This window comes from Pseudomonas sp. 22082 (assembly GCF_052046055.1).
Classification (GTDB): Bacteria; Pseudomonadota; Gammaproteobacteria; order Pseudomonadales; family Pseudomonadaceae; genus Aquipseudomonas; species Aquipseudomonas pharyngis.
In genome coordinates this window covers 33,328-53,424 of the sequence record NZ_JBQEQB010000031.1, presented here as the reverse complement: position 1 = coordinate 53,424, position 20,097 = coordinate 33,328, and the positions used below count along the sequence as shown (strand labels likewise).

General features: G+C 60.9%; 20 protein-coding genes. 10 read left to right on the top strand and 10 right to left on the bottom strand.

Translation table 11 applies throughout. From position 1 onward, the window contains the following. Positions 1 to 71: 71 nt before the first annotated feature. From ACTJK9_RS27115 to ACTJK9_RS27100, 4 genes are all read right to left on the bottom strand, one after another. Complete coding sequence (locus tag ACTJK9_RS27115; protein ID WP_440817413.1) at positions 72 to 425, bottom strand: hypothetical protein; 354 nt, start codon at positions 423 to 425, stop codon at positions 72 to 74. Between the two features lie 196 nt (positions 426 to 621). Further along, a complete protein-coding gene (locus ACTJK9_RS27110; RefSeq protein WP_440817410.1) occupies positions 622 to 996 on the bottom strand; it encodes a hypothetical protein in 375 nt (124 codons plus the stop codon). A 102-nt stretch (positions 997 to 1,098) separates the two neighbouring features. After that, a complete protein-coding gene (locus ACTJK9_RS27105) occupies positions 1,099 to 1,290 on the bottom strand; it encodes a hypothetical protein (protein ID WP_085611324.1) in 192 nt (63 codons plus the stop codon). A gap of 11 nt (positions 1,291 to 1,301) precedes the next feature. Continuing rightward, on the bottom strand, positions 1,302 to 2,600 hold the full coding sequence (locus ACTJK9_RS27100) for a phospholipase (protein WP_440817407.1): 1,299 nt from the start codon (positions 2,598 to 2,600) through the stop codon (positions 1,302 to 1,304). 235 nt (positions 2,601 to 2,835) lie between these two features. Between ACTJK9_RS27100 and kdgD the strand changes: the two genes are divergently transcribed. The 5 genes from kdgD (at position 2,836) to ACTJK9_RS27075 (ending at position 9,403) form a co-directional block, all read left to right on the top strand. Continuing rightward, a complete protein-coding gene (gene kdgD, locus ACTJK9_RS27095; RefSeq protein ID WP_011332448.1) occupies positions 2,836 to 3,747 on the top strand; it encodes a 5-dehydro-4-deoxyglucarate dehydratase in 912 nt (303 codons plus the stop codon). Positions 3,748 to 3,808: 61 nt separating this feature from the next. Continuing rightward, positions 3,809 to 5,248: an aldehyde dehydrogenase family protein gene (locus tag ACTJK9_RS27090; protein ID WP_039769256.1), complete on the top strand. Its 1,440-nt coding sequence runs from the start codon at positions 3,809 to 3,811 to the stop codon at positions 5,246 to 5,248. A gap of 99 nt (positions 5,249 to 5,347) precedes the next feature. Continuing rightward, on the top strand, positions 5,348 to 6,712 hold the full coding sequence (locus ACTJK9_RS27085) for an MFS transporter (protein ID WP_039769701.1): 1,365 nt from the start codon (positions 5,348 to 5,350) through the stop codon (positions 6,710 to 6,712). Between the two features lie 11 nt (positions 6,713 to 6,723). Then, positions 6,724 to 8,277 carry a galactarate dehydratase gene (garD, locus tag ACTJK9_RS27080; protein ID WP_064593380.1) on the top strand — a complete coding sequence of 518 codons (1,554 nt, stop codon included), beginning with the start codon at positions 6,724 to 6,726 and terminating at the stop codon, positions 8,275 to 8,277. Between the two features lie 184 nt (positions 8,278 to 8,461). After that, positions 8,462 to 9,403 (top strand): AEC family transporter, encoded by a 942-nt coding sequence (locus ACTJK9_RS27075; RefSeq protein ID WP_064382550.1) that lies wholly within the window; start codon positions 8,462 to 8,464, stop codon positions 9,401 to 9,403. Between the two features lie 116 nt (positions 9,404 to 9,519). Here ACTJK9_RS27075 and ACTJK9_RS27070 read toward each other — a convergent pair whose 3' ends face one another. From ACTJK9_RS27070 to gatC, 6 genes are all read right to left on the bottom strand, one after another. Next, entirely contained in the window at positions 9,520 to 9,900 is a 381-nt protein-coding gene (locus ACTJK9_RS27070) for a carboxymuconolactone decarboxylase family protein (protein ID WP_011332452.1), read from the bottom strand. Continuing rightward, positions 9,897 to 10,958: a calcium/sodium antiporter gene (locus tag ACTJK9_RS27065; RefSeq protein WP_085611461.1), complete on the bottom strand. Its 1,062-nt coding sequence runs from the start codon at positions 10,956 to 10,958 to the stop codon at positions 9,897 to 9,899. The genes ACTJK9_RS27070 and ACTJK9_RS27065 overlap by 4 nt, the downstream gene beginning before the upstream one ends. 46 nt (positions 10,959 to 11,004) lie before the next feature. Beyond that, positions 11,005 to 11,379, bottom strand: coding sequence for a septal ring lytic transglycosylase RlpA family protein (locus ACTJK9_RS27060; RefSeq protein ID WP_085611326.1), 375 nt, complete (start codon positions 11,377 to 11,379; stop codon positions 11,005 to 11,007). 164 nt (positions 11,380 to 11,543) lie between these two features. After that, positions 11,544 to 12,989 carry an Asp-tRNA(Asn)/Glu-tRNA(Gln) amidotransferase subunit GatB gene (gene gatB / locus ACTJK9_RS27055; RefSeq protein WP_039769265.1) on the bottom strand — a complete coding sequence of 482 codons (1,446 nt, stop codon included), beginning with the start codon at positions 12,987 to 12,989 and terminating at the stop codon, positions 11,544 to 11,546. 10 nt (positions 12,990 to 12,999) lie between these two features. Next, complete coding sequence (gene gatA, locus ACTJK9_RS27050) at positions 13,000 to 14,451, bottom strand: Asp-tRNA(Asn)/Glu-tRNA(Gln) amidotransferase subunit GatA (protein ID WP_440817401.1); 1,452 nt, start codon at positions 14,449 to 14,451, stop codon at positions 13,000 to 13,002. Positions 14,452 to 14,467: 16 nt separating this feature from the next. Then, positions 14,468 to 14,755 (bottom strand): Asp-tRNA(Asn)/Glu-tRNA(Gln) amidotransferase subunit GatC, encoded by a 288-nt coding sequence (gatC, locus tag ACTJK9_RS27045; RefSeq protein WP_007953612.1) that lies wholly within the window; start codon positions 14,753 to 14,755, stop codon positions 14,468 to 14,470. A 211-nt stretch (positions 14,756 to 14,966) separates the two neighbouring features. Between gatC and mreB the strand changes: the two genes are divergently transcribed. The 5 genes from mreB (at position 14,967) to rng (ending at position 20,081) form a co-directional block, all read left to right on the top strand. Beyond that, positions 14,967 to 16,004 carry a rod shape-determining protein MreB gene (gene mreB / locus ACTJK9_RS27040; protein ID WP_002555108.1) on the top strand — a complete coding sequence of 346 codons (1,038 nt, stop codon included), beginning with the start codon at positions 14,967 to 14,969 and terminating at the stop codon, positions 16,002 to 16,004. Between the two features lie 141 nt (positions 16,005 to 16,145). Then, positions 16,146 to 17,276, top strand: coding sequence for a rod shape-determining protein MreC (gene mreC / locus ACTJK9_RS27035; RefSeq protein ID WP_440817429.1), 1,131 nt, complete (start codon positions 16,146 to 16,148; stop codon positions 17,274 to 17,276). After that, positions 17,276 to 17,767, top strand: coding sequence for a rod shape-determining protein MreD (gene mreD / locus ACTJK9_RS27030; protein ID WP_064593386.1), 492 nt, complete (start codon positions 17,276 to 17,278; stop codon positions 17,765 to 17,767). Before mreC ends, mreD begins: the two co-directional genes overlap by 1 nt. Before the next feature lie 202 nt (positions 17,768 to 17,969). Beyond that, positions 17,970 to 18,566, top strand: a complete 597-nt coding sequence (locus tag ACTJK9_RS27025; RefSeq protein WP_085647684.1) for a Maf family protein — start codon at positions 17,970 to 17,972, stop codon at positions 18,564 to 18,566. A 57-nt stretch (positions 18,567 to 18,623) separates the two neighbouring features. After that, positions 18,624 to 20,081: a ribonuclease G gene (gene rng, locus ACTJK9_RS27020; RefSeq protein WP_007953605.1), complete on the top strand. Its 1,458-nt coding sequence runs from the start codon at positions 18,624 to 18,626 to the stop codon at positions 20,079 to 20,081. Positions 20,082 to 20,097 lie beyond the last annotated feature (16 nt).

Here is a 20,097-nt window from a genome sequence, read left to right as displayed (position 1 = left end):
GCACCTGACCAACAGCCGCGAACGGCTGCGCCAGGCTCATGAAGAGGCACAGGCGCAGGGGTGATTGTTGCTTATCGTTCGAGTTGAACTGTCAGCAACGGGGAAGACTCAGCATTACCGTTGTTTCTGGTGACGGTGTAATGCAATTCGGCCTTCGCACCGGGAACAAGTTTTTTCTCAAAGACATCTTTGGAGATGGCGAAGATCACTGGCCTTCCCACCTCGGCTGAGGTCAGTACACGGGTCCCTTGCCATTCGTTACCGGTCGAGGTCCTTACGTGCATGTTAATCACGTCGCCAACAGCGGCCTGGGAGAAAGGCGGCACAACACTGTGAGCGTCTCCCTTCAGTTTGCCAACGTGGAGCACACCATTCACGGCTTCTTCGAGAACCGGTGCCTCCAAGGCTTTGACTTGTGCAGTCATGATCAAACTCCTTTTCACATCCATTTGAACCCTGTTCAGAACGCAGCCATTTTGTTGGGCTGACGGAGCCGGTTCGTTAACTCCTCAGCGATTGAAGCCGGGAATGGATGTGCACGGCACCTGTTAGAAATAACAGTTTCGACGAACGGTCGATGGGTTCGGGAAGGTATGCCTGGTCTGCGGGAAAACGGCTGGCTCAGGTCTCTATATGTAGCGTCAACGGTTCGGAGGAAGGCTCCAGACTGGCCTCATCAGCAAACTTGTAGCGCAGTTCAACGGTGCTGTTCAGGTACTTTTCCAGCTCGAATCTCGGGATGCTCAGTTCGATCCCGGTCAGGCCAACCATGTCATCGAGTACGTCATCCCAGACGCCGGTCGGCTCCGACAAACCAAGCCATTCAGGCTCTTCCGGGTCATCACCGAGGATCGGGTACACATCCCAGTTCGGCGGTGTGTTCTGGCCATCGGGTACACGGACGATCAGGTCGTCATCCAGAGTCGATAACCGCAGCATGATCGAGTCGCTGGCGTGATCGGGGAATTGTGGAAGGTGTGCAGCGGCAAACGTCATGTTTCGCTCTCCTTGAAAGATCTGCCGCGATCCTTCGCGGCAGTCGTCGCACTTTACCCGGCGAATCGCTGAGGCGCGCCGGGGCAATCTTGTCCGGGCATTTCAGCTCCGGGGCAGAATCGAACGATCCACCCTGACCGCCAGTTTGCCCGGGCCGGGCCTGACGTCGAAAGTCGCCTGGCCATGAGCATCCACCGACGCGCGGGCGATAGCCACGCCATCGCGCAGCAATTGCAGCGGCGCCCCTTTCAACGATTGGCCCGAGGCCAGTTCCAGTTTCAATTTGAGGGTCATCGAATCGCTCCTTAATTCGTGTTGCCGGTTGGGTGATAGTCCTTGAGCAGCAGGTAAGTGCTCCAGCCCCACCAGTCGTCGACGGTGGCGGTGTCGTTGAGGTTGTTGACGTCCTTGCGCCGCAGGACTTTGTTGCCCTCGACGCGGAACAGTGGCGAGAAGTTGTTGGCCGGATCGAGCACGGCCGTCAGATCCGGCAACCGTTGCAGCGCGTTGAAGGTGGTCGGCACGTTGCCGCTTGAATAAGCGGCATACACCTCGTCCGCCGAATCCTGTACGGCTTGATTCACCTGATTGCGGTTGTCGGCGTCCGTGGCATCGAAGTAGCGCTTGTCACCGAATGCCCGCCATTGCTCGCCATGGCCGTTGCGTACCTTGAGGCCGAACTTGCTGTCTTCGTCGTGCATGAAGCGAGTGATCAGCGAGCCCAGATCGCTTGGTGTCACCGCGGCGGCCATGGCCTTGCGCGGCACCCGCAAATGTCCGGAGGAAAACAGGTCGGTGAGGTAGTGGTCGGCGAATGCGTTCATCGCGTAGGCCCGCTCCAGTTGCAGCTCGTCCTGACTGGCGTGGGCGGCAGCGGCGTTTTGCAGGGCAACGGTGTGCCCGGCGATGTAGGCTTGTCGGGCCCATTCGCCGAAATGGTCGGCGTTGTTCGCCGCCAGTTTCAGATAGCGACCGAGCGGAAACAGCGCCGAGACGAAACTGCCGCCGCCGGTGATTTTGTTCCACTCTTCCGACAACGTATCTCCTAACGCGTCGTAGGCCTCATGAGGCTGCTTGCCGTCCTTGATTGCCTGTTTAACCGCGTCGATCTCCTTTTGCATGATCGCGAGAATTTGCGTCGCTTCAACTTTAGAAGCGGGCAGCGCTGCGAGGCTGTCGAAGGCTGCCGTGAAGCGCTGAAGGCGATCAGCCGGGGTCGATCCTTCATTGATCGGGCGGTCGACGATTCCATAGAAATCACCACCCAGTGCCAGCACCTGGCCGTAGGTCAGCGCCAACCCGTTCGGCAGATGCAGGGGCACGTTTTGCGCGAGTAGCGGCTCGGCATTTTCAACGAAGCGCAGTCGGGTGTTATCGCCGATAGCCGTGTGTTCCGCACCTTCGAAGCGCAGTTGCGGCTTGCCTTTCAAAGCTTGAGCGGGCAGGGCGGTCACGGGTTCGACATCGCTGTGCGAGTCGGCGGTGTGCAACAGCAAGTGCGGGTTTTCGGCATTGAAGGCGATGCCGCCGGGGGTAAACAAGTCATCAAAACGAGCGATGACCGATGCAGGTTTTTCGAAGCATTTTGTTTGTAGACCGGACATTTCTTTCTCCTTGATATGTCGTCGGCAGGTTGTATTTGACTGTACGTATATACAGTTAAGTTCAGCCTAGTCGAGAAATTTCCTACGTCAAAAAGAAATCCTGTCCGACAAAAAATGCCCTCCAACGATGAAATGCAGTTGACGGTTATATTTTAAGTTGTACGATGACCTACAACTTCGGCGAAGGCTGAACGGTCCACTCACAAAAAAACGTTGCTACCAGGGTGTTCGAATAATGAATCCACAAGAACTGAAGTCCATCCTCTCCGCCGGCCTGCTCTCGTTCCCGGTGACCGATTTCAATGCCCAGGGCGATTTCAACCGCGCTGGCTACATCAAACGCCTGGAATGGCTGGCCCCGTACGGTGCTTCAGCCCTGTTCGCCGCCGGTGGCACCGGTGAATTCTTCTCCCTGGCTGCCAGCGAATACTCGGAAATCATCAAGACTGCCGTCGACACCTGCGCCAGCAGCGTGCCAATCCTCGCCGGTGTCGGTGGTTCGACCCGTCAGGCCATCGAATACGCTCAGGAAGCCGAGCGTCTGGGCGCCAAAGGTCTGTTGCTGCTGCCGCACTACCTGACCGAAGCCAGCCAGGACGGCGTCGCCGCCCACGTTGAAGCGGTGTGCAAATCGGTCAACATCGGTGTGGTGGTGTACAACCGCAACGTCTGCCGCCTGACCGCGCCGCTGCTGGAGCGTCTGGCCGAACGCTGCCCGAACCTGATCGGTTACAAGGACGGTCTGGGTGATATCGAACTGATGGTGTCGATCCGTCGTCGCCTCGGCGATCGCTTCAGCTACCTCGGTGGTCTGCCGACCGCCGAAGTCTACGCTGCTGCCTACAAGGCCCTGGGCGTGCCGGTCTACTCGTCGGCGGTGTTCAACTTCATCCCGAAAACCGCGATGGACTTCTACCACGCGATTGCCCGCGAAGATCACGCCACCGTCGGCAAGATCATCGACGACTTCTTCCTGCCGTACCTGGACATCCGCAACCGCAAGGCCGGTTACGCCGTGAGCATCGTCAAGGCAGGCGCCAAGATCGCCGGCTATGACGCAGGCCCGGTGCGGGCGCCGCTGACTGACCTGACCGGCGAAGAGTACGAAATGCTCGCTGCGCTGATCGACAAGCAAGGTGCGCAGTAACACACCTCTATAAACAAGGCCGCTGAGCAATCAGCGGCCTTTTGCGTCAGGAGAATGATTCGTGACCAAGCGCTATGACAACTACATCAACGGTGAATGGGTCGCCGGTAACGATTACTCGGCGAACATCAACCCGTCCGAACTGAGCGACACCATCGGCGATTACGCCAAGGCTGACCTGGCTCAGGTCAACGCCGCCATCGACGCCGCGCGCGCCGCGTTCCCGGCGTGGTCGACTTCGGGCATTCAGGCCCGACACGATTCGCTGGACAAAGTCGGTACTGAAATCCTCGCCCGCCGCGAAGAGCTCGGCACCCTGCTGGCCCGGGAAGAGGGCAAGACCCTGCCCGAAGCCATCGGCGAAGTGACCCGTGCCGGCAACATCTTCAAGTTCTTCGCTGGCGAGTGCCTGCGCCTGTCCGGCGACTACGTGCCGTCGGTGCGTCCGGGCGTCAACGTCGAAGTCACCCGCGAAGCCCTGGGTGTGGTCGGCCTGATCACCCCGTGGAACTTCCCGATTGCCATCCCGTCGTGGAAAATCGCCCCGGCCCTGGCCTACGGCAACTGCGTGGTGTTGAAGCCAGCGGATCTGGTGCCGGGTTGCGCCTGGGCCCTGGCTGAAATCATCTCCCGCGCAGGTTTCCCTGCCGGCGTGTTCAACCTGGTGATGGGCAGCGGCCGCGTGGTTGGCGAAGCTTTGGTCAACAGCCCGAAAGTCGACGGCATCAGCTTCACCGGCTCTGTCGGTGTGGGTCGGCAGATCGCGGTCAATTGCGTGTCGCGCCAGGCCAAGGTTCAGTTGGAGATGGGCGGCAAGAACCCGCAGATCATTCTCGACGACGCCGACCTCAAGCAGGCGGTCGAGCTGTCGGTGCAGAGCGCGTTCTACTCCACTGGTCAGCGTTGCACGGCTTCGAGCCGACTGATCGTCACTGCCGGGATTCACGACAAGTTCGTCGAAGCCATGGCCGAGCGCATGAAGTCGATCAAGGTCGGCCACGCGCTGAAGGCTGGCACCGACATCGGTCCGGTGGTTTCGCAAGCGCAGCTCGAGCAGGACATGAAGTACATCGACATCGGTCAGTCCGAAGGTGCGCGTCTGGTCAGCGGCGGTGCTCTGGTGACCTGCGACACCGAGGGCTACTTCCTCGCTCCGACCCTGTTTGCCGACAGCGAAGCCTCGATGCGCATCAGCCGCGAAGAGATCTTCGGCCCGGTGGCCAACATCGTCCGCGTGGCCGATTACGAGGCAGCACTGGCCATGGCCAACGACACCGAATTCGGTTTGTCGGCGGGCATCGCCACCACGTCGCTGAAGTACGCCAACCACTTCAAGCGTCATTCCCAGGCCGGGATGGTGATGGTCAACCTGCCGACCGCCGGTGTCGATTATCACGTTCCGTTCGGTGGCCGTAAGGGTTCATCCTATGGCTCACGTGAGCAAGGCCGCTATGCGCAAGAGTTCTACACGGTCGTGAAGACCAGCTACATCGGTTCGTAAATCGCTGCACCCGCGCCGGGCCTTCGCCTGAGGCCCTGCGCGGCACAAGACCAAAGAATGTTTTACCCGCATAAAAATAATCAGTGGGAGTACATCTACATGCAATCGTCCAAGCCGACTCACGTCCGCTATTTGATCTTGCTCATGCTGTTTTTGGTGACCACGATCAACTACGCCGACCGCGCCACCATCGCGATCGCCGGTTCCAGTTTGCAAAAAGACCTCGGCATCGACGCGGTCACCCTCGGCTACATCTTCTCTGCTTTCGGTTGGGCCTACGTGGCCGGGCAAATTCCCGGCGGCTGGCTGCTCGATCGCTTCGGCTCGAAAAAAGTCTATGCCCTGAGCATTTTCACCTGGTCGCTGTTCACCGTGCTGCAAGGCTTCGTCGGTGAATTCGGCATGTCCACGGCCATCGTCGCGCTGTTCATGCTGCGCTTCCTGGTGGGGCTGGCCGAGGCGCCATCGTTCCCCGGCAACGCCCGCATTGTGGCGGCCTGGTTCCCGACCGCCGAGCGCGGCACCGCTTCGGCGATCTTCAACTCGGCGCAATACTTCGCCACCGTGTTGTTCGCGCCGCTGATGGGCTGGATCGTGTTCTCCTTTGGCTGGGAGCACGTGTTCATCGTCATGGGCCTGCTCGGCATCGTGTTCTCGCTGGTCTGGCTCAAGGTTATCCACAGCCCGCGCCAACACCCGATGGCCAACGAAGCGGAAGTGAAGTTCATCGCCGACAACGGCGGCATGGTCGACATGGACCAGAAACAAGGCAAAAAGGCTGACGGTCCGAAGTGGGATTACATCCGCCAGTTGCTGACCAATCGCATGATGCTCGGCGTTTACCTGGGCCAGTACTGCATCAACGGCATCACCTATTTCTTCCTGACCTGGTTCCCGGTGTACCTGGTGCAGGAACGCGGCATGACCATCCTCAAGGCCGGTTTCATTGCTTCGTTGCCAGCGATCTGCGGCTTTATCGGCGGCGTGCTCGGCGGGGTGATTTCCGATTACCTGCTGCGCAAGGGCCATTCGCTGACCTTCGCCCGCAAGGCGCCGATCATTGCCGGCCTGCTGGTTTCGAGCAGCATCGTGGCGTGCAACTATGTCGACGTTGAATGGATGGTGGTCGGATTCATGGCCCTGGCGTTCTTCGGCAAAGGCGTGGGCGCGCTGGGCTGGGCGGTGGTGTCCGACACCTCGCCGAAACAGATCGCCGGTCTGAGCGGCGGCCTGTTCAACACCTTCGGCAACATCGCCTCGATCACCACTCCAATCGTCATCGGTTACATCATCAGTTCGACCGGCTCGTTCAAATGGGCGCTGGTGTTCGTCGGTGCCAACGCACTCGTGGCGGTGTTCAGCTACCTGGTGATCGTCGGCCCGATCAAACGTGTGGTCCTTAAAGAGCCGCCAACCCAGGGCGGTTCCGAAGCCACCGGCAAATTGTCTCAAGCGCATTCCTGAGGAGCGGCGTCATGCAGTTGATTGAACATTCCGACTCGCCGCGCTACATCCGCCTGCACGAGCGGGACAACGTAGTGGTAGTGGTCAACGACCAGGGCGTGCCGGCCGGCACCGCATTTGCCGATGGCCTGGTGACGGTGGATTTCGTGCCGCAGAGTCACAAGGTCAGCCTCGTGGATATCCCCGAGGGCGGCACGGTGATTCGCTACGGCCAGATCATCGGCTACGCGTTGCAGCCGATTCCCCGTGGCAGTTGGGTCAGGGAAGATCAACTGCGCATGCCGACCGCGCCACCGCTGGACAGCCTGCCGCTGTCCACCGAAGTGCCGGACGCCCAGGCGCCCCTGGAAGGCTTCACGTTCGAGGGATATCGCAACGCCGACGGTACTGTCGGCACGCGCAACATTCTCGGGATCACCACCACTGTGCAATGCGTCACCGGGGTGCTCGATCACGCGGTGAAGCGGATCAAGGACGAACTGTTGCCCAAGTACCCGCACGTTGATGACGTGGTGGCGCTGACCCACAGTTATGGTTGCGGCGTTGCCATCACGGCCACCGACGCCTATATCCCGATCCGTACCGTGCGCAACCTGGCGCGCAACCCGAACCTCGGTGGCGAGGCGTTGGTGATCAGCCTGGGCTGCGAGAAATTGCAGGCCGGGCAGGTGATGCACGAGGACGATGCCTCGGTGGATCTGAGCGAGCCGTGGCTGTATCGCTTGCAGGATTCCAGTCACGGTTTCACCGAGATGATCGAGCAGATCATGGAACTGGCCGAAGTGCGCCTGAAGAAACTCGACCAGCGCCGCCGGGAAACCGTGCCGGCGTCCGAGCTGATCCTCGGTATGCAGTGCGGCGGCAGTGATGCGTTTTCCGGCATTACCGCCAACCCCGCGCTGGGTTACGCCTCGGACTTGCTGCTGCGGGCGGGGGCGACGGTGATGTTTTCCGAAGTCACCGAAGTGCGCGATGCGATCTACCTGCTGACCTCTCGGGCGCAGAGCAAAACCGTTGCCGAGGAACTGGTGCGCGAGATGGACTGGTACGACCGTTACCTGGCCAAGGGCGAAGCGGATCGCAGCGCCAATACCACGCCGGGCAACAAGAAGGGCGGGTTGTCGAATATCGTCGAGAAGTCGTTGGGCTCGATCGTGAAGTCCGGCAGCAGCGCGATCAGCGGTGTGCTCGGCCCGGGTGAGCGCTTCAAGCAGAAGGGTTTGATCTTCTGTGCGACGCCGGCGAGTGATTTCGTCTGCGGTACGTTGCAACTGGCGGCGGGGATGAACCTGCACGTATTCACTACCGGGCGTGGCACGCCTTATGGTCTGGCCATGGCGCCGGTGGTGAAGGTTTCGACTCGTACCGAACTGGCGCAGCGCTGGCCGGATCTGATCGATATCGATGCCGGGCGGATTGCTACTGGGCGCGCGAGCATCGAAGAATTGGGCTGGGAGTTGTTCCACTACTACCTGGATGTGGCGAGCGGCAAGCAGCAGACGTGGGCGGAGAAGCACAAGCTGCATAACGACATTACGTTGTTCAATCCGGCGCCGATTACTTGATCTGTTTGAGGGGTGTGGATCGTTCCCACGCTCCGCGTGGGAATGCAGCCCGGGACGCTCCGCGTCCCAACAGCGTGACGCGGAGCGTCACAGGAGACGTTACCACGCAGAGCGTGGGAACGATCGGGGTGAAAGTGGCTTATCATTAGCCCCCTAACGACGCTCACCTCCAAGGCTCCCCGGCATGCTGGCTATTTTTCTTGAAACCCTGAACATCACCGCGCCGGTGTTTGCCATGCTGTTTCTCGGTGTGCTGCTCAAGCGCATCGACTGGATCAACGACAACTTCATCCATACGGCTTCGTCGCTGGTGTTCAACGTCACCATGCCGGCGCTGCTGTTTCTCGGCATCCTGCACGCCGACCTGCACGCCGCGCTGCAGCCGGCGCTGCTGATCTATTTTGCCCTCGCCACGCTGGTCAGTTTTGCCGTCGCCTGGGGCTGGGCGATTTTCCGTTGTCCGCGTGAAGATCGCGGCATCTACACCCAAGGCGCGTTTCGCGGCAACAACGGGGTGATCGGCCTGGCGCTGGCGGCGAGCATGTACGGTGACTACGGGATTTCCCTCGGCGCGATTCTCGCGGCGCTGGTGATCCTGTTCTACAACACCCTGTCGACCATCGTGCTGGCGGTCTACAGCCCGGTGATCAAGTCGGACCCGTGGAGCATCTGCAAAAGCGTGGTCAGCAATCCGTTGATCATCAGCGTGATCGCGGCGGCGCCGTTCGCTTATTTCAAGATCGGTCTGCCGGGCTGGCTGGAAACCTCCGGCCAGTACCTGGCACAGACCACGCTGCCGCTGGCACTGATCTGCATTGGCGGCACGCTGTCGCTGGCGGCGCTGCGCAAGAGCGGGAAGATGGCGCTCAGTTCGAGTCTGGTGAAGATGGTCGGCCTGCCGGTGATCGCCACGCTGGGTGCATGGCTGTGGGGCTTTCGCGGGGCGGAACTGGGGATTCTGTTTCTGTACTTCGGCAGCCCGACCGCCGCCGCCAGTTTTGTCATGGCCCGTGCGGCGCAGGGCAATCATGAACTGGCGGCGGCGATCATTGTGCTGACCACGCTGATGGCGGCGATCACCACCAACATCGGGATTTTCTTCCTGCAGTGGGGCGGGTGGATCTAGCCTGAGGCCGGGTTTGATCTTTCGGGCCTCTTCGCGAGCAAGCCCGCTCCCACATTGGATCTGTGGCGATCATAAACCCTGTGGGACCGGGCTTGCTCGCGAAGGGGACAGTGCTGTCACTCAGGCTTCTGGTAACTGTCGATCACTTCCTGCGCCGCGCGAAACGCATCGATCGCCGCCGGTACGCCCGCGTACACCGCGCAATGCAGCAGCGCTTCACGGATCTCATCGACCGTGCAGCCATTGTTCAACGCGCCGCGCACGTGGCCTTTCAACTCCTGCGGGCACTTCAACGCGGTCAGCGCGGCGAGGGTGATCAGGCTGCGGGTTTTCAGTGGCAAACCTTCGCGATTCCACACGCCGCCCCAGGCGTGTTCGTTGACGAAATCCTGCAACGGTTGAGTGAACTCGGTAGCGTTGCCCAATGCGCGATCGACAAACGCGTCGCCCATTACCTGACGGCGGACTTCAACCCCGGATTTCTTCGATTCGGTCATGGCACATCCCTCTTGTGGTGTTGGCGGCGCCAGGCGCGCACGGACGTGAAAAACAGAAACGTCAGCAGCGTCGGCAGCACATAAAACAGCATCAATCGCTCGAGCTTGCCGGCCAGTGGCATGCCGGTGGTGAACGACACCACGTGCAGCCCGTACGCCAGATACAAACCCAGCAGCAGCAGACCTTCGGCGCGGGTCACGCGGTAGCCGGAATAGAACACCGGCAGGCACAGCAACGCGACGCCGAGCATTACCGGCAGGTCGAAATCCAGCGCATTGGGCGAGACCGACAGCGGTGTCGGCGCGATCAAAGCGGTGAAACCCAGCACCCCAAGCAGGTTGAACAGGTTGGCACCGATCACGTTGCCCACGGCGATGTCCCGCTGACCGCGCAGCGCGGCGATCAGCGAGGTGGCGAGTTCCGGCAGCGAAGTGCCGACCGCGACCACGGTCAGGCCGATCACCCGTTCGGAGAACCCCAGGTCAGTGGCGACGACCACGGCCGCCCCCAGCAGCAAGTGTCCGGCGAACACCAGCATGCCCAGGCCGCCGACAATCATCAGCAGGCTGGTAAACCACGGGGCCTGCGGATCGTGGGGTTGATCGGAATGCGGGCGGGTCGAATGCCGTGATTGGCGCAGCAGTAATCCGAGACAAAGCGCCAGGGCGCCGAGCAACAGAATGCCGTCGAAGCGCCCGAGTTCTTCATTCCACGCCAGCACGAATACCAGCAGGCTGGCGCCGATCATCAACGGGATGTCGAGGCGTACCAGTTGCCGCGACACCCGCAGCGGAATGATCAGCGCCGACAGGCCGAGGGTGACAAGAATGTTGAAAATGCTGCTGCCGATCACGCTGCTGACCGCGATATCCGGCGTGTGCGCCTGCACGGCTTGCAGGCTGACGGCCATTTGCGGGGCGCTGCTGCCGAGGGCGACGATGGTCAGGCCGATGATCAGCGGTCGTACATGCAGACGCGCGGCCAGACGCACGGCGGCGCGTACCATCAGCTCGGCGCCGGCGATCAGCAGGAGCAGCCCGCTGAGCAATTCGATCACGCTGATCAGCGGCAAGTCGGTCAGTCCGAAAATGGTGGACGCTCCATCAGTCGTCGAGGGCCTGCACCCGAACCCGGGCTGTTCCACTGCGCAGCATACCGAGCTGTTCGGCCGCCGCACGTGAAACATCGATCAGGCGGCCACGGGTGTGCGGGCCACGGTCGTTGATGCGGACCACGACGGATTCATCGTTTTTCAGGTTGGTGACCTTCACCCGAGTGCCGAACGGCAACTGGCGGTGGGCGGCGGTCAGGGAATTCTGGTTGAACGCTTCGCCGCTGGCGGTACGTTTACCGTGGTGTTTGGCTCCGTAATAGGAGGCGACGCCCGTCTGGTCGTAACCGTGCGGGTCGATGGTGTCGGTGCTGGCGCAACCGGCCAGCAAGGAGAGCAGGGCGAAAAGGCTGAACAAACGCTTCATTCAAGGGATCCCGAAAACAAATGTGGGAGCGGCGGTTCGGCGCTCCGACTTGCTCGCGAAGGGGGACTCACATTCAACATATCTGCTGACTGTTACGCCGCTTTCGCGAGCAAGCCCGCTCCCACAGGGAATGGAGCCAGGCTTTGGATCTGGCTCCATTGTGGTCAGCCTTCGAGCTTGCTTTTCAGCAGTTCGTTCACTTGCTGCGGGTTGGCCTTGCCCTTGGAGGCTTTCATGGCCTGACCGACGAAGAAGCCGAACATCTTGCCGCGCTTGGCTTCGTCTGCCGCGCGGTATTGCTCGACCTGCTCGGCGTTGGCCGCGAGCATTTCGTCCAGCACCGCCGAGATCGCGCCGGTATCGGTAACCTGCTTCAGGCCGCGCTTTTCGATGATCTCGTCTGCGCTGCCTTCGCCGTTGGCCATCGCTTCGAACACCACCTTGGCGATCTTGCCGGAGATGGTGTTGTCCTTGATGCGCTGCAGCATGCCGCCCAGTTGCTCGGCCGAAACCGGCGAATCCTCGATGTCCAGGTTCTGCTTGTTGAGCAGGCTGCCCAACTCGACCATCACCCAGTTCGCCGCCAGTTTGGCGTCGCCGCCGATGCTCGCGACTTTCTCGAAGTAGTCCGCCTGCTCACGGCTGGTGGCCAGCACGTTGGCGTCGTAGGCCGACAGACCGAAGGCGCTCTGGAAGCGCTCGCGCTTCTGCGGTGGCAGCTCCGGCAGGGTGGCGCGCACGTCGTTGAGGAACGAATCCTCGATGACCACCGGCAGCAGGTCCGGATCGGGGAAGTAACGGTAGTCGTTGGCTTCCTCTTTGCTGCGCATCGGACGGGTTTCGTCCTTGTTCGGATCGTACAGACGGGTCTGCTGGATCACTTTGCCGCCGTCTTCGATCAGGTCGATCTGACGCTGGATCTCGGAGTTGATCGCCTTCTCGATGAAGCGGAACGAGTTGACGTTCTTGATCTCGCAGCGGGTGCCGAACTCGACCTGGCCTTTCGGACGTACCGACACGTTGCAGTCGCAACGCAGCGAGCCCTCGGCCATGTTGCCGTCGCAGATGCCCAGATAACGCACCAGCGCGTGGATCGCCTTGACGTAGGCCACGGCTTCCTTGGCGCTGCGCATGTCAGGCTCGGACACGATTTCCAGCAGCGGCGTGCCGGCACGGTTCAGGTCAATGCCGGTGGCACCGCTGAATTCTTCGTGCAGGCTCTTGCCGGCGTCTTCTTCCAGGTGCGCACGGGTGATACCGACGCGTTTGACCGTGCCGTCTTCCAGGGCAATGTCCAGGTGGCCCTTGCCGACGATCGGCAACTCCATCTGGCTGATCTGGTAGCCCTTCGGCAGGTCCGGGTAGAAGTAGTTTTTACGGGCGAACACGTTGTGCTGGCCGATCTCGGCGTCAATCGCCAGACCGAACATCACCGCCATGCGCACCGCTTCCTGGTTGAGCACCGGCAGCACGCCGGGCATGCCCAGGTCGATCAGGCTGGCCTGGGTGTTCGGCTCGGAACCGAACTGGGTGGAACTACCGGAAAAGATTTTCGACCGGGTGGTGAGCTGGGTGTGAATCTCCAGACCGATCACGACTTCCCATTGCATGTGTGTCTCCTCAGAAGCCGGTTGGGGTGCGAGTGTGCCAGTCAGTGTTCAACTGATACTGATGCGCAACGTTGAGCAAACGGCCTTCCTGGAAATACGGCGCGAGCAGTTGCACGCCAACCGGCAGACCGTCGACGAAACCGGCCGGCATCGACAGACCCGGCAGGCCCGCGAGGTTGGCGGTGATGGTGTAGACGTCTTCCAGGTAGGCAGCGACCGGGTCGCTGTTCTTGGCGCCGAGTTTCCAGGCCGGGTTTGGCGTGGTCGGGCCGAGGATGACGTCGACTTCATTAAATGCGGTCATGAAGTCGTTCTTCACCAGGCGACGGATCTTCTGGGCTTTGAGGTAGTAGGCATCGTAGTAACCGGCGGACAGCGCGTAGGCACCGACCATGATCCGGCGCTGTACTTCAGGCCCGAAACCTTCGCCACGGGAGCGCTTGTACAGGTCTTCCAGGTTCTTCGGGTCTGCGCAGCGGTGGCCGAAGCGCACGCCGTCGAAACGCGACAGGTTGGAGGAGGCTTCTGCCGGGGCGATCACGTAGTACGCAGGGATCGCGTGCTGCATGTTCGGCAGGCTGATTTCCTTGATCACGGCACCGAGCTTCTGCAGCTCTTTGATGCTGTTCTGGATCAGGTCGGCGATGCGCGGGTCGAGACCGGCGCCGAAGTATTCCTTCGGTACGCCGATGCGCAGGCCTTGCAGCGAACCATTCAGGCCAGCGGCGTAGTCCGGCACGGGTTCATCGATGCTGGTGGAGTCGTTCGGATCGAAGCCGGCCATACCTTGCAACAAAATCGCGCAGTCTTCGGCGGTGCGAGCCAGAGGGCCGCCCTGATCGAGGCTGGAGGCGTAAGCGATCATGCCCCAGCGCGAAACGCGACCGTAGGTCGGTTTCAGGCCGGTGAGGTTGGTGAATGCAGCTGGCTGACGGATCGAACCGCCGGTGTCGGTGGCCGTTGCGGCAGGCAACAGACGAGCGGCAACCGCGGCAGCCGAACCACCGGACGAACCGCCCGGCACGTGTTCCAGGTCCCACGGGTTTTTCACCGCGCCGTACCAGCTCGACTCGTTGGCCGAACCCATGGCGAATTCGTCCATGTTGGTCTTGCCAAGGGTCACGGTGCCGGCGGCGGCCAGCTTCGACACCACGGTGGCGTCGTACGGGGCCTTGAAGTTGTCGAGCATCTTCGAGCCGCAGCTGGTGCGGATGCCGTGGGTGCAGAACAGGTCTTTATGGGCGATCGGCGCGCCGAGCAGGGCGCCGCTCTCACCATTGGCCCGGCGCACGTCGGCGGCTTTCGCCTGCTCGAGGGCCAGTTCTTCGGTGAGGCTGATGAAACTGTTGAGCTGCGGATCGAGCTGGGTAATGCGTGCCAGCAGGACTTTGGTCAGCTCTTCGGAGGAAAACTTTTTATCGGCGAGACCGCGGGCGATCTCGGCCAGAGTCAATTGATGCATTGCAGGCTCTTTCCCTTTAGTCGATGACTTTCGGAACCAGGTACAGGCCGTTTTCGACCGCTGGTGCGATGGACTGATAAGCCTCGCGGTTATTGCTTTCGGTCACGACGTCGGCGCGCAGGCGCTGACTGGCTTCCAGCGGGTGGGCCAGCGGCTCGATACCGTCGGTATTGACCGCCTGCATTTCGTCGACCAGCCCGAGAATGCTGTTGAGGGCCGAAGTGATGTGTGGAAGATCGGCGTCATTAAGGCCAAGGCTGGCCAGATGAGCGATTTTTTCCACGTCGGAGCGTTCTAGCGCCATCGGGTTTCTCCAGTGGAAAACAGGACGGACGGCGTCCGTGTGTTAGATTGTCGGAACACTACCGCACTTCTACGGTCATAAGGCCGCGATTGTGGGGCTTGGTGCACAGAAAAGCGGCCAATTTAACATATTGGCGCCTTGCCCAAAATCCCTGTCGTTGTTAGAGTTTGCCGCACTTTTTTACCCACGCGTTGCCTAGGGTCCCTTTCCCATGTTCAAGAAACTGCGTGGCATGTTTTCCAGCGATCTTTCCATTGACCTGGGCACTGCCAACACCCTTATTTACGTGCGCGAGCGCGGTATCGTCCTGAATGAGCCATCGGTTGTGGCCATTCGGACACACGGTAACCAGAAAAGTGTCGTCGCTGTCGGCACCGAGGCCAAGCGCATGCTCGGCCGTACGCCGGGCAACATTGCTGCCATTCGTCCGATGAAGGACGGCGTGATCGCCGACTTCAGCGTCTGCGAAAAGATGCTGCAATACTTTATCAACAAGGTTCACGAAAACAGCTTTCTGCAGCCCAGCCCTCGTGTGCTGATCTGCGTTCCATGCAAGTCCACCCAGGTTGAGCGTCGTGCCATCCGTGAATCGGCCCTTGGTGCCGGTGCCCGTGAAGTGTTCCTGATCGAAGAGCCGATGGCCGCTGCGATCGGTGCCGGCCTGCCGGTTGAAGAAGCTCGCGGTTCGATGGTCGTGGATATCGGTGGTGGTACTACCGAAATCGCGCTGATCTCCCTGAACGGTGTGGTCTATGCCGAATCCGTACGCGTTGGCGGCGACCGCTTCGACGAAGCGATCATCACCTACGTGCGCCGCAACTACGGCAGCCTGATCGGCGAATCCACCGCCGAGCGCATCAAGCAGGAAATCGGCACGGCCTATCCGGGCGGTGAAGTTCGCGAAGTCGACGTTCGTGGTCGCAACCTGGCCGAAGGCGTTCCACGCGCATTCACCCTGAACTCCAACGAAGTGCTGGAAGCTCTGCAAGAGTCCCTGGCAACCATCGTTCAGGCCGTGAAAAGCGCCCTGGAGCAATCGCCGCCGGAACTGGCTTCCGACATCGCCGAGCGTGGCCTGGTGTTGACCGGCGGTGGCGCGCTGCTGCGTGACCTCGACAAGCTGCTTGCCCAGGAAACCGGTCTGCCGGTGATCGTTGCCGAAGATCCGTTGACCTGCGTCGCTCGCGGTGGTGGCCGTGCACTGGAAATGATGGACAAGCACACCATGGACCTGCTCTCCAGCGAATAAGTCGCCGGGTGCAATACGTGGGTGAGCGCACAGGCAGCACTTTGCAGTGCTGCCTGTTGGCGTTTATCTTCTGTCAGTCTTCATCCAGGCCGGTTTGATGCCGTATGAATAAACAGAACATTTGCCTGGGAGGAGCGGCTTATTAAACCGCTTTTCGCCAAGGGCCCCTCACTGGGCGTGCGCTTGTTGGTGCTGGCCGTACTGTCGGTCGCGCTGATGGTCGTTGACGCGCGCTTCAGCCTGCTTAAGCCCGTACGCAGCCAGGCCTCGCTGGTGCTGATGGATGCCTACTGGATTACCGACCTGCCCGGACGGTTGTGGGAAGGGATCGCCAGCCAGTTCGGCAGTCGCACCGAGCTCGTCGCGGAAAATGAAAAACTCAAGTCGGAGAACCTGCTGTTGCAGGGTCGCATGCAGAAGCTTGCCGCCCTCACCGAGCAGAACGTCCGTTTGCGCGAGTTGCTAAATTCCTCCGCGCTGGTCAACGAGAAGGTCGAAGTGGCCGAGCTGATCGGCATGGACCCCAACCCCTTCACCCATCGCATCATCATCAATAAAGGTGAGCGTGATGGCGTGGTGCTTGGCCAGCCGGTGCTCGATGCTCGCGGCCTGATGGGGCAGGTGGTCGAACTGATGCCGTACACCTCCCGTGTGCTGCTGCTGACCGACTCGACCCACAGCATTCCTGTGCAGGTGAACCGTAACGGTCTGCGGGCGATTGCCAGCGGCACCGGTAACCCTGAGCGTCTGGAGTTGCGCCACGTGGCGGACACCGCCGATATCAAGGAAGGTGATCTGCTGGTCAGTTCGGGCCTCGGTCAGCGTTTCCCGGCCGGTTATCCGGTGGCGACGGTCAAGGAAGTGATCCACGATTCCGGCCAGCCATTCGCCATTGTTCGCGCCGTGCCGACCGCCGCATTGAACCGCAGCCGCTACCTGCTGTTGGTATTCAGTGACAACCGCACCGCCGAAGAACGTGCCAACGATGCCGCGCAGGCTCAGGAAAACCTCGATGCCTTTGGTGGCGGTCCGGTGGTTCCGGCCACGGTGCCGAAAATCGTCACCCCGCCTGCCGCAGCCGCAGCCGCAACCTCTGCCACGGCGACACCGCCGGCTACGCCTGCCGCCGGCACCTCGCCGGCCAAACCCGCTGCGAGCAAACCGCCTGCAGCCACACCCGCGGTCAGCAAGCCACCGGCCAATCAGCCCGCTGCTCGACCAGCGGCCAAGCCGCCTGTCACTGCGCCGGCGACCACCGGGAGGCAAGAATAATGGTCGGAGCTACCGCATCGCGTAACGGCTGGATCGTCTGGCTGACGTTTATCGTCGGCATACTGCTCAGCGTGTCGCCATTGCCGATTTTCATGGAAATCCTGCGCCCGCTGTGGCTGGCCTTGCTCCTGACTTTCTGGGCTTTGTACCTGCCGCATACGGTCGGCATGGTCACGGCGTTCTGCCTGGGGCTGGCCGAAGACGTGCTGCAAGGCGATCTGCTCGGTCAGAATGCATTGATCCTGACCCTGATCACGTTCCTGGTGCTGTCGTTGCAGCAACGCCTGCGGATGTTCCCGATGTGGCAGCAGAGCCTGGTGATTCTGGTGATCTTCGGCCTCGCCCAGCTCGTACAGCTTTGGCTCAGTGCCTTGACCGGCAACCGTCAGCCGACCCTTGCGCTGGTCCTGCCGGCACTGGTCAGTGCCTTGCTCTGGCCATGGGTCAGCTTCGCTTTGCGTGGATTGCGCCGGCGCTACAAAATCAACTGATTCGGTCAGGCATTTGCCCGTACCAGTGCCTTGCCTCGCAAATGAAGTTCTTTTTGGGCGAGCGGCTGTTGTTGCCAGACAAGGCGCCGTGACGAGTCATAGCGTGCTATGGCGAGGAACGGCAACGCAGTATGGCAACAACAGACGCCGACCAAAGGGAACAGCATTTGTGAGGCAGGGCACCAAACAGGGAGATGTCTTGATGAAAAAGCTTTACCTCGCCTCAGGATCGCCGCGTCGGCGCGAGTTGCTCACGCAGATCGGCATCCCGTTTACCGCCATCAGCGCGGACATCGATGAAACCCCTCTCGCCAATGAATCCCCATCGGCCTACGTCGAGCGCCTGGCGCGCGGCAAGGCCGAGGCCGGGCGGCGCACCGTCGTTTGCGACTTAGCGTTTTGCGTACTGGGCGCCGACACCGCCGTGGTGCTGGACGGCAAAATTCTTGGCAAACCGGTGGACGAAGCCGATGCATGCGCCATGCTGATGATGTTGTCCAGCAAGGAGCATGAAGTGCTGACGGCGATTGCCGTGCTCGACGGCCAGCGCTGCGAGTCGCGGGTGGTGCGCAGTCGGGTGCGGTTCCGTTCGATCAGTCGCGAAGAAGCCGCCGCCTACTGGGCCAGCGGCGAACCCCGGGACAAGGCGGGTGGCTACGGCATTCAGGGGCTTGGCGCGGTGTTCGTCGCCGGCCTCAATGGCAGTTACTCGGCGGTCGTCGGCTTGCCGGTGTGCGAAAGCGCAGAACTGCTTGGCCATTTCGGCATACCCTGTTGGCAAACCCTGAACGCGCAATAAGCGTCGAACGGACCAGATGCGGCCATTATCGTGAACATGCCTGAACGAGACCCTGCCATGAGTGAAGAGATTCTGATCAACATCACGCCGATGGAATCGCGTGTGGCGGTGGTCGAAAACGGTGTGCTGCAAGAAGTGCACGTCGAGCGTACGCAAAAGCGCGGGATCGTCGGCAACATCTATAAAGGCAAGGTGGTGCGGGTTCTGCCGGGCATGCAGGCGGCGTTCGTCGACATCGGCCTGGATCGCGCAGCCTTCATTCATGCCTCGGAAATTTCCCTGCGCGAAGGTCCTGCGGTGGAAAGCATCAGCGCTCTGGTGCACGAAGGCCAGAGCCTGGTGGTGCAAGTCACCAAGGATCCGATCGGTTCCAAAGGTGCGCGGCTGACCACGCAACTGTCGATCCCGTCGCGTTATCTCGTGTACATGCCGCGCACCGCCCACGTCGGCATTTCCCTGAAGATCGAAGACGAAGCCGAGCGCGAACGCCTCAAGCAGGTGGTCAGCGATTGCGTGGCCAAAGAAGGCATCAAGGAGGCTGGCGGCTTCATTTTGCGTACCGCCGCCGAAGGTGCCGGGGCCGATGAGATCCTGATGGACATCCGCTACCTGCGCCGCTTGTGGGATCAGATCAACGAGCAGATCAAGACCATCGGCGCACCGAGCGTGATCTACGAAGACTTGGGCCTGGCGCTGCGTACCCTGCGCGATCTGGTCAGCCCGAAGATCGAGAAGATCCGCATCGACTCCCGGGAAACCTTTCAGAAAACCACGCAGTTCGTCGCCGAACTGATGCCGGAAATCGCCGATCGTCTGGAACACTACCCGGGTGAGCGGCCGATCTTCGACCTGTACGGCGTCGAAGACGAAATCCAGAAAGCCTTGGAACGGAAGGTGCCGCTGAAGTCCGGCGGTTATCTGGTGATCGATCCGGCGGAAGCCATGACCACCATTGACGTGAACACCGGGGCGTTCGTCGGTCATCGCAATCTTGAAGAAACCATCTTCAAGACCAACCTCGAAGCCGCGACCGCGATTGCCCGGCAGATGCGCCTGCGCAATCTGGGCGGGATCATCATCATCGACTTTATCGACATGGAAGACGAAGAGCACCAGCGCCAGGTGCTGCGTACCCTGGAGAAACAGCTGGAGCGCGATCACGCCAAGACCAACATCATCGGCATTACCGAGTTGGGCCTGGTGCAGATGACGCGCAAGCGCACCCGCGAAAGCCTCGAGCAAGTGTTGTGCGAACCGTGCAGCAGCTGTCAGGGCCGGGGCAAGCTGAAAACTCCGGAAACCATTTGCTACGAGATTTTCCGCGAGATCCTGCGTGAAGCCCGGGCCTATCAGGCCGAGGGTTATCGGGTGCTGGCGAACCAGAAAGTCGTCGACCGGCTGCTCGATGAAGAGTCCGGTAACGTGGCCGAACTTGAAGGTTTCATCGGGCGCACCATACGCTTCCAGGTCGAAACCATGTATTCCCAGGAACAATATGACGTGGTGCTGCTCTGAACCCCTGCATCACCTT

Coding starts and splice junctions, on each gene's coding strand:
- gatA (WP_440817401.1), bottom strand. CDS start 14,451: ATGCATCAATTGACTCTGGCCGAGATCGCCCGCGGTCTCGCCGATAAA.
- mreB (WP_002555108.1), top strand. CDS start 14,967: ATGTTCAAGAAACTGCGTGGCATGTTTTCCAGCGATCTTTCCATTGAC.
- mreD (WP_064593386.1), top strand. CDS start 17,276: ATGGTCGGAGCTACCGCATCGCGTAACGGCTGGATCGTCTGGCTGACG.
- gatC (WP_007953612.1), bottom strand. CDS start 14,755: ATGGCGCTAGAACGCTCCGACGTGGAAAAAATCGCTCATCTGGCCAGC.
- ACTJK9_RS27100 (WP_440817407.1), bottom strand. CDS start 2,600: ATGTCCGGTCTACAAACAAAATGCTTCGAAAAACCTGCATCGGTCATC.
- ACTJK9_RS27105 (WP_085611324.1), bottom strand. CDS start 1,290: ATGACCCTCAAATTGAAACTGGAACTGGCCTCGGGCCAATCGTTGAAA.
- ACTJK9_RS27110 (WP_440817410.1), bottom strand. CDS start 996: ATGACGTTTGCCGCTGCACACCTTCCACAATTCCCCGATCACGCCAGC.
- gatB (WP_039769265.1), bottom strand. CDS start 12,989: ATGCAATGGGAAGTCGTGATCGGTCTGGAGATTCACACCCAGCTCACC.
- ACTJK9_RS27025 (WP_085647684.1), top strand. CDS start 17,970: ATGAAAAAGCTTTACCTCGCCTCAGGATCGCCGCGTCGGCGCGAGTTG.
- ACTJK9_RS27075 (WP_064382550.1), top strand. CDS start 8,462: ATGCTGGCTATTTTTCTTGAAACCCTGAACATCACCGCGCCGGTGTTT.
- ACTJK9_RS27070 (WP_011332452.1), bottom strand. CDS start 9,900: ATGACCGAATCGAAGAAATCCGGGGTTGAAGTCCGCCGTCAGGTAATG.
- rng (WP_007953605.1), top strand. CDS start 18,624: ATGAGTGAAGAGATTCTGATCAACATCACGCCGATGGAATCGCGTGTG.
- ACTJK9_RS27085 (WP_039769701.1), top strand. CDS start 5,348: ATGCAATCGTCCAAGCCGACTCACGTCCGCTATTTGATCTTGCTCATG.
- kdgD (WP_011332448.1), top strand. CDS start 2,836: ATGAATCCACAAGAACTGAAGTCCATCCTCTCCGCCGGCCTGCTCTCG.
- garD (WP_064593380.1), top strand. CDS start 6,724: ATGCAGTTGATTGAACATTCCGACTCGCCGCGCTACATCCGCCTGCAC.
- ACTJK9_RS27115 (WP_440817413.1), bottom strand. CDS start 425: ATGACTGCACAAGTCAAAGCCTTGGAGGCACCGGTTCTCGAAGAAGCC.
- ACTJK9_RS27060 (WP_085611326.1), bottom strand. CDS start 11,379: ATGAAGCGTTTGTTCAGCCTTTTCGCCCTGCTCTCCTTGCTGGCCGGT.